This window comes from Niastella koreensis GR20-10 (genome assembly GCF_000246855.1).
GTDB lineage: Bacteria > Bacteroidota > Bacteroidia > Chitinophagales > Chitinophagaceae > Niastella > Niastella koreensis.
Genome location: NC_016609.1, coordinates 6,315,693 through 6,329,259, shown reverse-complemented (window position 1 = coordinate 6,329,259; position 13,567 = coordinate 6,315,693). Strand labels below are relative to the sequence as shown.

The 13,567-nt window shown below is 45.7% G+C and carries 10 protein-coding genes; 8 read left to right on the top strand and 2 right to left on the bottom strand.

Annotation, left to right across the window (positions count from 1 at the left end; genetic code table 11):
* Positions 1-657 (top strand): ligase-associated DNA damage response endonuclease PdeM, encoded by a 657-nt coding sequence (gene pdeM, locus NIAKO_RS25045; RefSeq protein ID WP_014221248.1) that lies wholly within the window; start codon positions 1-3, stop codon positions 655-657.
* Positions 654-1,577, top strand: a complete 924-nt coding sequence (locus tag NIAKO_RS25040) for a histone deacetylase family protein (protein WP_014221247.1) — start codon at positions 654-656, stop codon at positions 1,575-1,577. Before pdeM ends, NIAKO_RS25040 begins: the two co-directional genes overlap by 4 nt.
* On the opposite strand, the gene NIAKO_RS25035 is transcribed toward NIAKO_RS25040, so the two are convergent.
* Both NIAKO_RS25035 and NIAKO_RS25030 read right to left on the bottom strand, forming a co-directional pair.
* Positions 1,578-4,124: a DUF5916 domain-containing protein gene (locus NIAKO_RS25035; protein WP_014221246.1), complete on the bottom strand. Its 2,547-nt coding sequence runs from the start codon at positions 4,122-4,124 to the stop codon at positions 1,578-1,580.
* A gap of 378 nt (positions 4,125-4,502) precedes the next feature.
* Positions 4,503-5,252, bottom strand: coding sequence for an XRE family transcriptional regulator (locus NIAKO_RS25030; protein ID WP_014221245.1), 750 nt, complete (start codon positions 5,250-5,252; stop codon positions 4,503-4,505).
* A gap of 108 nt (positions 5,253-5,360) precedes the next feature.
* Here NIAKO_RS25030 and guaB point away from each other — a divergent pair, with 108 nt between their 5' ends.
* The 6 genes from guaB to NIAKO_RS38725 all read left to right on the top strand — a co-directional run bounded on the left by guaB (position 5,361) and on the right by NIAKO_RS38725 (position 13,485).
* Positions 5,361-6,863 (top strand): IMP dehydrogenase, encoded by a 1,503-nt coding sequence (gene guaB, locus NIAKO_RS25025; protein WP_014221244.1) that lies wholly within the window; start codon positions 5,361-5,363, stop codon positions 6,861-6,863.
* 128 nt (positions 6,864-6,991) lie between these two features.
* Positions 6,992-8,215 (top strand): Lnb N-terminal periplasmic domain-containing protein, encoded by a 1,224-nt coding sequence (locus tag NIAKO_RS25020; RefSeq protein WP_049815606.1) that lies wholly within the window; start codon positions 6,992-6,994, stop codon positions 8,213-8,215.
* A 12-nt stretch (positions 8,216-8,227) separates the two neighbouring features.
* Positions 8,228-9,037, top strand: a complete 810-nt coding sequence (locus NIAKO_RS25015; RefSeq protein WP_014221242.1) for an alpha/beta fold hydrolase — start codon at positions 8,228-8,230, stop codon at positions 9,035-9,037.
* Between the two features lie 26 nt (positions 9,038-9,063).
* A complete protein-coding gene (locus NIAKO_RS25010; protein WP_014221241.1) occupies positions 9,064-11,691 on the top strand; it encodes a PKD domain-containing protein in 2,628 nt (875 codons plus the stop codon).
* 345 nt (positions 11,692-12,036) lie between these two features.
* Complete coding sequence (locus tag NIAKO_RS25005; protein WP_014221240.1) at positions 12,037-12,789, top strand: SDR family NAD(P)-dependent oxidoreductase; 753 nt, start codon at positions 12,037-12,039, stop codon at positions 12,787-12,789.
* Positions 12,790-13,215: 426 nt separating this feature from the next.
* Positions 13,216-13,485 carry a hypothetical protein gene (locus NIAKO_RS38725; protein WP_172642131.1) on the top strand — a complete coding sequence of 90 codons (270 nt, stop codon included), beginning with the start codon at positions 13,216-13,218 and terminating at the stop codon, positions 13,483-13,485.
* Positions 13,486-13,567: the final 82 nt, after the last annotated feature.

Below are 13,567 nucleotides of genomic sequence, written 5' to 3'. Positions count from 1 at the left end.
ATGCAGGCGCCGGTTTCGTATAAATTATTAGATCAACAACTTTGGTTATCAGCACACAGAAGTGTTTTTTGGGAAGAAGAGAAAGCCCTTATTGTTTCGGACCTTCACTTTGGCAAGACCGGGCATTTTCGCAAATCAGGAATTGCCGTGCCCCAGGCGGTGTATAAGGAAGACCTGCAGCGGCTGGTACACCTGATCCAGTATTTTCAACCCCGGCAAATAATTGCAGTGGGCGATCTTTTTCACAGCCATCAGAACAAAGAACTGGAGTTGTTTCAACGGTGGCGGCACGATTTTCCCGATCTGCCGGTTCACCTGGTGAAAGGCAACCACGATATTCTGCACGAAAGCTGGTATAAGCAATGTAATATTCATGTTATTGACGAGGAATTACAGCTAGGCGCTTTCCGGTTCCGGCACGACCTGGATACTGTAACTCCCAATGATACCGACTACTTTTTCTCTGGCCATATTCATCCGGGTATCCGGTTACGGGGTGCGGCCAAACAATCGTTGAGCTTTCCTTGTTTTTACTTTGCAAAAGCATTTTGCGTGTTGCCCGCATTCAGCCGGTTTACCGGTATTGCAATCGTTAGACCGGAAGATGAAGAAAATGTTTTTGCCATCGTAAACGACAATATCGTACAGTTGCAATGAGCCCTACATCACCCTTACTGAAAATAGCATATGATCCTATTTATGCGCACCCATTGCCGGAGGGGCACCGGTTTCCCATGCTTAAATATGAATTGATTCCCGAACAATTGTTATACGAAGGCACCATAACATCGCATAATTTATTTGCACCTGCGGCTTGTGATGATGAGATTGTATTATGGACGCATGATGAAGCGTATGTACAAAAATTACAGCAACAAACTTTATCGGCCCGTGAGCAGCGGCACATTGGTTTTCCGCAATCGCCTCAGTTAACCCGGCGGGAATTTGTGATTGCCCAGGGTACCATTGACTGTTGTGATTATGCATTTGAACATGGGGTGGCGCTAAATGTGGCAGGCGGTACGCATCATGCATTTACCGACAGGGGAGAGGGCTTTTGCCTGTTGAACGATTTTGGGGTGGCCGCCAATTACCTGCTTAAAAAAGAACTGGCGCGCAGGATCATTATCATCGATCTGGATGTACACCAGGGCAATGGCACCGCCAGTATTTTTGAACATGAGCCCCGGGTGTTTACTTTCAGTATGCATGGCGCCCATAATTACCCTTTTCATAAAGAAAAAAGCGATCTCGATATTGCACTGAACGATGGCACCGAAGATGGGCTGTACCTGAGCCTGCTGCAAAGCAACCTGCTCACCCTGCTGGACCAAATAAAACCTGATTTTGCTTTCTATTTGTCTGGCGTGGATATTTTATCAACCGATAAGTTTGGCAAACTGAAAGTAAGCATGGAAGGTTGCCGTCGCCGGGATGAACTGGTTTTCTCGCAATTAAAAAAACGCCGCATTCCCTGTGTGGTGGCCATGGGCGGCGGTTACTCCCCCGACATAAAAACTATTGTAGAAGCGCATTGCAACACCTTTAGAACGGCTAAAGATATCTATGAGCTCTGATCACTTGTTCACCAGCTGCTGATAATTCAAAAAGTAAATGAACCGGACAGTGAATTCATTGCCATGCGGGGTGTTGAATAACTGGCGGGCATTGGCAGCGTAATGTTTATAGCCAGTGGGGCTAAGGGTATATTCATAATCTTTTCCCAGCCAGTTCTTCCAGCCAATTATTAACCGGCTGCCTAAACGAAAGTCCCAGGTATAAAATACATCCAGGTTAAACGCATTGTAATTGATATTATAATCGCGGGGCGTCAGATCGTAACTGGGCGTCCAGTATCCATCTGCCAGCACGTTGTTGAGGTTGGTATTTTGTAAGCGGCTCCAGTAATGACGGGCCCTGAAGGTAAGGTTCATGCGTGCGGTAAAATTGTATTCGCCACTGAATACACCGGTTACATCGGTGTATTTACGCCGGGCCAGGATGGGCGCCTGCGTTTGCGGGTCGCGAACAAATGCATAACCATATTGCCCATTATCGTATTGCCGTTTGTAACTCATTTCCAATATAAGCTTGTCGCTGAACCGGTACCGCAGGGCTAACTGAATTCCGTAAAAAGGATCATTCGGCAGCGGACCTTCTGCACCACCAATCAACCAGCTTACAATTAGTGCCTTGCGATTATCGGTATTACCTTCTATAAACAGGTTGTAATAAGGCGCCCGTTTTAATGGTTGCCGGGGTGTTTGAAAAAGACTGGCGGGCGTTTGCATTTCAAAGAAGTCGGTATACCACCAGGGGGCAATATCGGCGGTAAGCGTAAGGCTCCAGAAATTTTTAAATAACCAATATGACGAGGCTTCGAATGAGGTTTTCTGATACGTGAATGGTTTGAACAGGTAATCGCGGTTCACGGCAATCCTATAACTCTGATTTAAAAAGGCAGGTGTTGCCTGGTAAATATTGTAACTAACCGCACCTGTATTTGCAAAGGCGTTGGGCGATAACTGAAAACCCAGGTCGTTGGGATCGTATTGGGCGGTTCTTACTTCGTTGGTGTAGGAGAACTGCAGGTTTCCGCTCACTTTACCGGCTTCCAGGTGATTGGCAAAACCATCGTACCTGCCGGGGCCATTCCGCACCATGCTGTATCTTGGCTTTACCACCAGTCCATACCGGTTGGCCTTATTGTACAGGGCAATATCCAGCCCAGTTACATTGGCATCGCGTTCCTGGCCGTTACGCAGTACATTGGTATTGGTAAAGGTGATGGAAGAACGGTTTTTCAATGCCTGGTCAAGCACAATAATATTGTAGTTGGTAAGCGGTTCGGTAATTACAGTAGAATCTTTTCCGGTGTCGCGGTTACGCAGAATGGCTTTTACGTTTTCGGTAACGGCGTTAAAAACCCCAATGCCCAGGTTACCGGCCGTTCGGCCTGAAAACTTTACGGCATTGTATAACCGGGTTACCGATGGATTTTTTATCAGTTGATAGCCATCCAGCTCCCCGGAGTTGACTTTATCTTCCAGGGTATCATATTTATCGGGAGTTTTGCCAATACGGCGCGAATAAAAGATGCCGGCCTTATTAAACAGCTCAGTTCCTTCGGTAAAGAAGGGGCGGTTCTCCCGGAACCTGACCTCAAACGGACTGAGATTATTGACTACATTATCAGACACTACCTGGCCAAAGTCGGGGATAAGCGTGGCGTCGAGGGTAAAGCTTTCATTGATGCCATATTTCACATCCATGCCGCCGCTTTTAAGCGTTTCATATTGTTGCTGGCTGTTGTTGTGGGGCGTTTGCCGGTAGCCACCGCTAACATAGGGTGAAAAGCTCAATCGTAGTGGTGGTACAAGTTGGTTTAACCCGGTAATATCACCAAACTGGTTGGCAAAGCCGCTTATGGCGGGGTTTACCGGGTTCCAGAAGGAGGTTTCATTCAACCGGCGGCTGAAGCGCATAAACTGGATGCCCCAGTCGGCGGCTGTTTTACGCGAGAAGCGAATGGAAAAAAGCGGGATGCGCATTTCAACCACCCAGCCATCGGAACGAAACCCTACTTTGCTTTCCCATACTGCATCCCAACTGGCATCGCCATACATTCCCTCATTACCGGTATAGTTAGCGCTTACCCGGGCATCGGTTTGTACATTGCGGGCGGTTACCAGGAATTGAAAGGCATTCTGCCGGTCTTTATAAGTATCGAGGAAAACAGAAAAGTAATCAACATTCGCTTTTTGCAAATTATCGCGGGGCGTATACTGGCGCCTGATAACGGCCGGATCGTCGTACAGGTATGCACCGATGTATATCGCATTGTTATCATACAATACCCGCACGACTGTTTTTACCGAAGCCGGTTTGCCATACACGGGTGTGTTGGTAACAAAGTCAAGCGCTGCCGGGGCGTTTTGCCAAACGGAATCATCTAATGCCCCATCGATGCGCGGCGCCTGGCCAACAGGTATAGCCTGGGTTATTTTGGGTTGTGCAAACAACCCGGTATACATAAAGAATGATAATGTAACGATCAGGCTTTTAAACACAGATCGTTGTAAACAGCATAGCAATTGCCAGACAGTCATTTTGAAAACGGTCATATAGAATGCCTTTTACCACATAGGGGGTAATCTCAACAATAGGTATAGCCGCCATTCCGGTTGAATTGATCACAACCGGTGATGTGCGTGGGGGTAGGAAATAGGAAAGGAAGTATTCAAATTACTGGCGGGAATGTCTGGTCGCGCGTAGACAGGCCCCTTCAAACATTGTTACATATATGAAGTTCATGACAAATATAACTGAATAATAGCTGCTGGAAAAGTTACCAGTTGCCAGTTACCAGTCACCGGGCACAGGTTACCCAGTTAAGTGATGCTGCAGTAAATGGGGCGAACCCAGGTTTCGAGTTACACGTTTCAAGTTGCAAGGCAGCTTACATCTATCTCGTCAACCAGTTACCTTGTCAACCTGTCAACTTAGTTTATCTTCTTTTTCAGGTAACTCACCTGCTCCTGTAATGTATTAACTACATTGGCCAGTTGATTTACATTCCAGTGCGGTTGTGCATTGGCCTTTCCAATGATCATCATGGCTTTCCAAACTTCAATGATGTCTTCGCCATTTACCTGGTAAGGCTGATAGGTGGGGTTGTCGCTCACAAGGGTGTACTTGTTCTTGGTGCGGTTGTTCTTCATCACTCTTTTGTACACAATACCTTCGTTGCGCGATACAACTATATAAGTGAAGCTGTTCTTTACATCGTTGATGTCTTCTACCTTTTCGCCAACGATAATGGAACCGCTGGGGGTTGGCAACATGGAGTCGCCCACAATTTCAAACGCACGATATTGGCCGGGCGCCAGCATGGGAAGGGTGAAGGTGTTCAGTTCATCAATAAATTCCGGGTCGGCATAACCAGCCAGGTAACCGGCGGCTGCTTTTACCGGTACAAACTGTATTTCATTAGTTCCTGCGCTTAATTTTTGTGCGCGTCGTTTAGCCAGGTAATTGCCCCGGGTATCTGCCAGGTCTTTCAGCAACAACTCATCCAGGGTGAGTTTGAACAATTCACCCACCAGTTCCAGTACATCGATGCGGGGTTCTGCCCGCTCTTCTTCATAAGCGCCCAACAGGGAGCGTTTGATCTGTAATTTGGTGGCAAATTCTTCCTGTGTCCATCCGCGCAGTTTGCGCAGATACTTCAGATTTTTACCGGCCGTTGACATAGACTAATAAGTTTAGCGCTAAAATACTAATTATTTTATCATAAAGTAAAAAATGAGGTCATTAAAATTTCATTTGGAGCGTATTGGGGAGCCATCCTATCTTTGCACATGGCAACAAGAAATAGTGCTCCACAGAAAAAATCCCCCCAGTCAAGTAAGTTTTTTGGTGAAGGTTTAACGTTTGACGACGTTTTACTGGTTCCCGCTTATTCACAAGTACTACCCAGAGAAGTTGATATAAGCACCTGGCTTACCAAAAATATTAAATTAAATGTTCCCATGTTATCGGCCGCCATGGATACGGTAACAGAGGCTAACCTGGCAATTGCCCTGGCCCGCGAAGGCGGTTTAGGTATTCTGCACAAGAATATGAGCATTGAAAAACAGGTTGAACAGGCGCGGAAAGTGAAGAGAAGTGAAGCGGGGATCATCTTCGACCCTATTACCCTGCATGAAGATGCCACCATTGCCGATGCCCAGCGGTTAATGAAAGAAAACCGGATCGGCGGTATTCCCATCGTTGATAATAATAAAAAACTGGTTGGCATTTTAACCAATCGCGACCTGCGCTTCGAGACTGATAATAAGCGCATTGTCAGTGAGGTAATGACCCACGAAAACCTGGTGACCGCTCCCGAAGGCACTACGCTTAAAAAAGCAGAGAAGATTTTACAACAACATAAAATTGAAAAATTACCCGTCATTAAAAAAGACGGTACCTTGTTTGGACTGATCACCTACCGTGATATTCTGCAGGTGGTGAGCTATCCCAATGCAGTAAAAGACTCATACGGCCGTTTACTGGTGGGCGCAGCGCTGGGTATTACCCGCGACCTGCTGGACCGGGCTGCCGCACTGCAGCAAATTGGGGTAGATGTGGTTTGTCTGGACAGCGCGCATGGCCACAGTAAAGGAGTGCTGGATGCGTTGAAGACCCTGAAAAAGAGTTTCAAAAAACTGCAGGTAATATCTGGTAACGTAGGTACTGCTGCCGGTGCAAAGGCCATGGCCGAAGCAGGTGCAGATGCCGTAAAAGTGGGTATTGGACCCGGTTCAATTTGTACTACCCGCATCGTAGCCGGAGCCGGCGTTCCGCAGATCACAGCTATTATGGAGGCCGCTTCTGTTTTAAATAAATTAGGTATTCCGTTAATTGCCGATGGTGGTATCCGTTATACCGGTGATATGGTAAAGGCGCTGGCCGCCGGCGCCAATATGGTAATGATGGGTAGCATTTTTGCCGGGACCGAAGAAAGCCCTGGTGATACCATTATATATGAAGGAAGAAAATTCAAACAATACCGCGGAATGGGTTCACTGGGTGCCATGAGCCAGGGTAGTGGCGACCGCTACTTCCAGGATGTGGAAGCCGACATCAAGAAATATGTACCTGAAGGTATTGAAGGCCGGGTGGCATTTAAAGGAAACCTGAGCGAGATCGTTTATCAATACGTTGGTGGCCTTAGATCCGGGATGGGATATTGCGGTGCAAAAGACATCAAAGCTTTACAGCAGGCGCAGTTTGTTCGCATTACCAATGCCGGCATGAAAGAAAGCCATGCACACGATATAGAAATTACAAGAGAAGCACCGAACTATAGTAGAAGATAGTTTTTTTGTTCCAGGTTGCAGGTTACATGTTCCAGGGAAGGCAGGTGGTTTTAGACTTAATCATGAGTCTCGAACTTAAAACCTGTAACTTGAAACTTGTAACCTGTAATTTTTTTAAACTAAGTCTGATGAAGTTCCGTAGATTATTATTGTTTGTTTTGCCGCTGTTCTGTTTAAATGCCCGAGCTCAGTCCGATACCAGCCATTTGCGCGTCAGCCTGCTTACCTGTAGCCCGGGTGTGGAGCTGTATTCAATATTTGGTCATACTGCCCTGCGGGTTACCGATAGCGTTCGCGGTATAGACATGGTATACAATTACGGTACTTTCGACGACCGCGATCCCAACTTTTATGCAAAATTCACCAGGGGTATTATGCGGTATGCCCTTTCCAATTATTCTTACCAGGAGTTTTTACAGGAATACCAGGCCGAAAGCCGCGGAGTGATAGAACAGGAATTACAATTGACAGGTGAGCAGAAACAAAAGATGTATGCAGCCCTGCAACAAAACGCCCTGGAAGAAAACCGGTATTACAATTATTACTTTCATACCGATAACTGTACTACCCGCGCCCGCGATGTGATTGAGCAGAAAACAGGCGCTTCAGTAGTATTTAAGAATATACTCCCCGAAAAAAGACCTACTTACCGAAACCTTATACATACCTATCTCGATAAAAGCAAACAAAGCTGGAGCAAATTCGGCATAGATCTCTGTTTGGGAAGTAATTTCGATGCCCGGGTAACCAACGACCAGTCGATGTTTTTACCAGATTACCTGATGAAGGCCCTCGACAATGCTACGGCCGACGGTCATCCACTGGTAGCAGGTACGCAGACAGTTGTTTCCGCACCTCCTGTACCACCTGCGGAGAACCTGGTTACTCCCATGCTGTTATTTGTTATTTTATTTATTATTACTACCCTGTTGTCATTCAGCAACAACAAATGGGCGCAGCGTTTTCTGAACGTATTTGACAGCCTCTTTTTTCTTTGCATAGGCGTCTTTGGTTTATTGACCGTAACCTTATGGATCATCAGGGTTGATACGGTTTGCCGCAATAATTTTAATGTGCTTTGGGCATTGCCTACGCATTTCTTTGTTGCCTTTGTGGTGTATTTAAAAAGAAAGTGGCTGCAACAATATTTCAGAATAGTATTTATGCTTACTGCCTTATTTACCCTTTGCTGGTTCTTTATTCCACAACAAATTAATCTTGCCGTATTACCACTGCTGAGCATTATATTGGTGCGGAGTTATTTCCGCGGAAATTTACCGGCGGGGAACCGAGTAACTACGAACATCCCAAACAATTTCCATAACGCCAAAGCGATCAATATTGAATTGTAGTACCTTCAGGCCATGGCAACAGAAAACAATATTCTTCTAAATGATAAACCGGTATTTTATCGGATAGAAGGGCAGGGGCAGCCGGTTGTGTTGGTACATGGTTTTGCTGAAGATGGTACTGTGTGGGAGCACCAGGTAGAATATTTAAAAAACAAATTTCAACTAATCATCCCCGATCTTCCTGGCAGTGGCCGTTCGCCCCTGAATGATGCTGACTGGTCAATGGAATATTTTGCCGACTGCATTTGTTACATCCTTGATCAGGAAAATATAAAAACTGCCAGCATGATCGGCCATAGTATGGGTGGATATATTACGCTGGCCTTTGCAGAAAAATACCCTGACAGGCTGCAATCGTTTGGGTTGTTTCATTCTACGGCATATGCCGATAGTGAAGAAAAAAAGACTGCCCGCCGCCGGGGCATCGAATTCATTCAGCAATATGGTGCCACTAAATTTTTAGAGCAGTCTTATCCCAATCTTTTCTCCGATTTATCGAAAAAACAGCAGCCCGAACTGGTGCATAAATTATTAGCCCGCTACACCAACTTTGTTGGCCTGTCGCTCGTAAATTACTACCAGGCTATGATCGTGCGTCCTGACCGAACGCATGTTCTCAAAAACTTTTCCCGCCCTGTTTTGTTCATCATGGGAAAATTAGATAATACGATCCCATATGAACAGATATTGCAACAATGTTATATGCCTGGATTGTCATATATTCATACACTTGAACAATCCGGCCATATGGGAATGTGGGAAGAACCTGAACTAAGTAATGTTTTCGTTGAAGAGTTTTTGATGCATGGCCAATTTGTATAACGTAAACAGTGTTGTAGCCCAGCCTAATGAGAAGATCCCTGGCGATAGCTTTGTTATTGTTTTTTGGAACAATCCAGTCCCTCTTTGCTGAGCACATCAAAGGTGGGGAGATGTTTTATGAGTACCTGGGACCGGGAAGTGATGCCAATACTTCTCAATACCGTGTTACTTTAAAGTTATATATCGACTGTAATGCCACCAGCAGTGGACAGCTTGACACCGAGATTGGGTTGACCATATTCGATAAATCTACTAACAGGCAGTATTCTACTGCAAAGGCCCCCTACGTTGGCGATGTGTTTCTGAAGTTCGATCCTGCTTCCAATCCCTGTATCAGCAATCCACCTACAGATGTTTGTTACCGGGTGCGCTCGTTTTCCACAGTTATTACGGTGCCAATTAATAGCGATGGATATACAATTGCCTATCAGCGTTGTTGCCGTATCAATAATATTGTAAATGTGCAGCCCCCCAGTAATGCTGTGGGCGCTACCTATATGTGCGAAATTCCCGGCACCAGTGTTTTGCCGGATGCCTATAAAAATTCAAGCCCCCGGTTTTTACCCAATGATGCTACCGCCATTTGCCGCGGCAGTAATTTTACTTTGAGTTTTGCGGCTACTGAGCCTGATGGTACCGATTCCGTTGCCTATACCTTTTGCAACGGTTTTATTGGCGCCTCTTCGAGCCAGCCCAGCCCCGCTGTAGCTTCCACACCGCCCTATTCATCATTGAATTACCAGTCACCTTTTAATGGGAGTGCGCCTCTTGGCAACCAGGTAACTATTAATTCCAAAACAGGTGTTATCAGTGGAATTGCGCCTTCCACCATCGGACAGTATGTGATAACGGTTTGTGCATATGAATACCGCAGGGGTGTGTTGATCAATATCCATCGCAAAGATGTGCATGTGAAGGTGTCGGATTGTATTCCGCTGGAAGCCCTGTTGAACCCCAATTATTCTTTTTGCGACGACTTCCTGGTAACTTTTAAAAATGAACAGGTAAACCCCGCCGGCTCGGTATACACCTGGGATTTTGGCGATGGTACACCTCCTGCAACTACTACCGATCTGGAAGGCAAGGTACAGCACCAATATGCCGATACAGGTACTTATACCGTTAAATTGCACGTAGTGCTGGCCGGGCAGTGTGAAGACCAGACAGTAACGCTGGCCAAAGTGTATCCCGGTTTCTTCCCCGCTTTTTCGGTACAGGGCAGTTGCCTGTTATTGCCTTTGCAGTTCATTGATCAAACTACTTCAAAATATGGGCATGCAGCTAAATGGAGTTGGAATTTTGGTGACGAAACCACCAACACCGATGTATCTACTCTGCAAAACCCAACCTGGAAGTACAGCACTACCGGGATTAAAACAGTAACGCTTACGGTAGAGAGTGACAAAGGTTGTGTGGCCACCATCACCAACCCGGCCGATGTGCGGGATAAACCAGCCATTCCTCTTCCGTTTACCGATACCCTTATATGCAGCATCGATACCCTGCAGCTGATCGCCGGTGGAAATGGGATCTTTTCCTGGGCGCCCAATTATAATATCATGAATGCAAATACAGCCACGCCGCTGGTGTGGCCCAAGCTTACCACTACCTATACCGTTACCTTAAACGAAAATGGTTGTGTGAATACAGCCGATGTACGGGTGCGGGTGGTTGATTTTGTAACCCTCGATGCCGGAGCAGACAGTACGATCTGCCTTACGGATACAGTTCAGTTGAATCCGCAAACCGATGGTTTGAAGTTTGAATGGACTTCGGATATTCCCAGCTATTTTGATAATCCCAATGTAAAACAGCCCTGGGTGCGGCCAACAGCAACCACCAAATATCATGTGGTGGCGCATATTGGGAAGTGTTCTGCGGCAGATGATGTAACTCTGTATACCGTCCCATACCCCATAGCCAGGGCAGGAGCCGATACGCTGATCTGTTATGACGATACGGCCAGCATACATGCCAGTATGGTGGGCTATCGCTTTATCTGGAGCCCCATTAGTACCTTAAGCAATCCAAACAGTTTGAACACACTTGCCTGGCCCAAGAGAACAACTTCGTATGTGCTTAGTGTGTATGATACGTTGGGCTGTCCCAAACCCGGCAGAGATACCATTGTAGTGAAGGTGAAAAATGAGATCATTGCTTTTGCGGGCAGAGATACCTCCGTTGTGGTGGGCCAGCCATTGCAATTAAACGGGCAGGGGGCTGATTTTTATGAATGGCAACCACCGTTGCACCTTAACCGGAACGATGTTTATAACCCTGTTGCTGTGCTGGATGATAATTTCAGCTACCAGTTAAAAGCTTATACCGCCGAAGGGTGTTACGATCTCGATACCATCAATATCAAAGTATTTAAAACGGCGCCTGATATTTTTGTGCCCAATGCATTCCGGCCGGGTGGCAGCCGCAACAATGTATTACGGCCAATACCGGTTGGTATAGCCACCCTCGATTATTTCTGCGTTTTCAACCGCTGGGGCCAGATGGTATACAGAGGTTATTCAGCCGAGTCTGGTTGGGACGGCTCGCTCAGCGGCAGACCACAAGACCCGGGTACCTATGTTTGGATGGCCAAAGGAACTGACTATACCGGTAAAGTTGTTATGAGAAAAGGAACAGCAATATTGTTAAGATAAGTTGATTGGTTGACGTGTTGACACGTTGACAGGTTAACTAGAAGAAGGCTAAGTTGAATTATGCGGTAGGTTGATAGCGTTGATAACGTTGACAGGGTTGATAAAGGCGAATACAAATATTGAATATCGAATGTTGAAGTGAAGAAAACGGGTTAAAGCGGAAAGGTTAAAGGCCAAAGCCAAAATCCGGAAGTGTATTGCTTTTTGCTTTAACCTTTGGGCTTTATGCTTGAAGCTTGTGGCTTGCAGCCTTTTCCCCACTGAATCCCGATGGCTATCGGGAGCCCACTGCCTATTGCCTGCTGCCTTTCTTTAATTACTTTCGCATCAAATTTCTCACCGCACATGAAGACAGTACTAATCACCGGAGCTACATCAGGTTTTGGAAAAGCAATGGCCGAAAAATTCGCTGCCAATAATTACAAAATAATTATTACCGGCCGCCGGGCCGACCGCCTTGCTGAATTGGAAAAACAGTTGACACAAAATTATAATGTACCGGTGCATAGCCTCGAATTTGATGTGCGGGACAAGGAAAAAGTTTTTACTGCCATTAAACAATTGCCGCAAGCCTTTGTTACAATTGATATCCTCATTAACAATGCAGGATTGGCGTTGGGACGTGATTATTTTGAAGATGCTGATACAGAAGATTGGGAGATCATGCTCGACACGAACGTGAAAGGCGTGATGTATGTTACAAAGGCCGTGTTGCCCGGAATGATTGAAAGAAAGCAAGGCCATATTATTAACATCGGATCCATTGCAGGCAAGGAAGTGTATGAACGCGGAAATGGATATTGCGCCTCAAAATACGCCCTCGATGCGCTTTCGCAATCAATGCGGATTGATTTGCTTAAGCATAAAATAAAAGTTACCGGTATTCACCCCGGTGCTGCCGAAACCGAATTTTCAATGGTTCGTTTTAAAGGCAACGCAGAAGCTGCCGATAAAATGTACGATGGTTACCAACCCCTTACCGCTGCCGATGTAGCTGACGTTATTTATTACACTACTACTTTACCACCGCATGTATGTATTAACGATTTGGTGCTTACTTGTATAGCCCAGGCAAATTCTTATTACCTGCATCGGTAATTATCCGTGCCCAAGATACTTTTCCTGAGCTTAGTAGTTTCCCACTAGAAACTGGTAGGCTGGAGTAGGTATTTTGAAACTCCTGAATACATGGTTCATTTAGAATATGTGAATTCTTAGCAAAACTACTTGCAGGAGTGGGCAATTATTGTAGTTTTATACTGCGACATATTCCAAAATCCTGCATAAAAGCCATTAACTATGTGCAACTCCCTATTTGCATGCGTAATTGCATGTTTTTGCTTACTATTTTCCCCTGTTTTAAGGGCTCAAGGTGATGTAATCAAACTTCAGAACTGTGAGGGCAATCCCTATCAAAATGCGGTTGACAGCATAAAAAAAGTCAGCACCGAACAGGGGTATGTACTATTACGCGAAGCTTCCGTTCAAATGGAAAGTGAGTATGAGCTTCCCGTAGTTTTACCTATGACGGCTGGCACAATTTACCAGTTCTTTTTTATCGGTGACCCCACCTCGAAATTATATGAGGTACGGATGTACGACTGGAATGAACGCCAGGTTGTATATAAAAAAAATCAATGGGGCGATATCGATGGAAATATTATCAGTTATACTTATACGCCGCAGTTCAGCGAGTACCACATGATAAAACCGGTTCAGGTAAACAAACAAAAAAAGAAACTCTGCGGCTATGTGATGCTCATGAAGAAACCGGAACCGACTGCTAAGAAATAAGCTTAACGAAAAATACTTATAAAAAAAGCCCCGACGGTTTCGTTGGGGCTTTTTCGTGAAACGGCAAACGGCAAACATAGTT